The sequence below is a fragment of the Pantoea sp. WMus005 genome (assembly GCF_013415305.1).
Classification (GTDB): Bacteria; Pseudomonadota; Gammaproteobacteria; order Enterobacterales; family Enterobacteriaceae; genus Pantoea; species Pantoea rara.
The window spans coordinates 1-255 of the sequence record NZ_JACBXU010000029.1; the positions used below are offsets into that span (position 1 = coordinate 1).

Consider the following 255-nt stretch of genomic DNA (forward strand, 5'->3'; position numbering starts at 1 on the left):
TCTCTACCTGACCACCTGTGTCGGTTTGGGGTACGATTCTGTGTTACCTGATGCTTAGAGGCTTTTCCTGGAAGCTGGGCATTTATCACTTCAGCACCGTAGTGCCTCGTCGTCACGCCTCAGCGTTAATAAGGGACCGGATTTACCTGGACCCTCCGCCTACACGCTTAAACCGGGACAACCGTCGCCCGGCCGATATAGCCTTCTCCGTCCCCCCTTCGCAGTAACACCGAGTACAGGAATATTAACCTGTTT

At 53.7% G+C, this 255-nt stretch carries 1 rRNA gene; it reads right to left on the reverse strand.

Features of this window, described 5'->3' with window-relative positions:
* Positions 1–255, reverse strand: a 23S ribosomal RNA gene (locus HZZ01_RS20785); the annotation flags it as partial.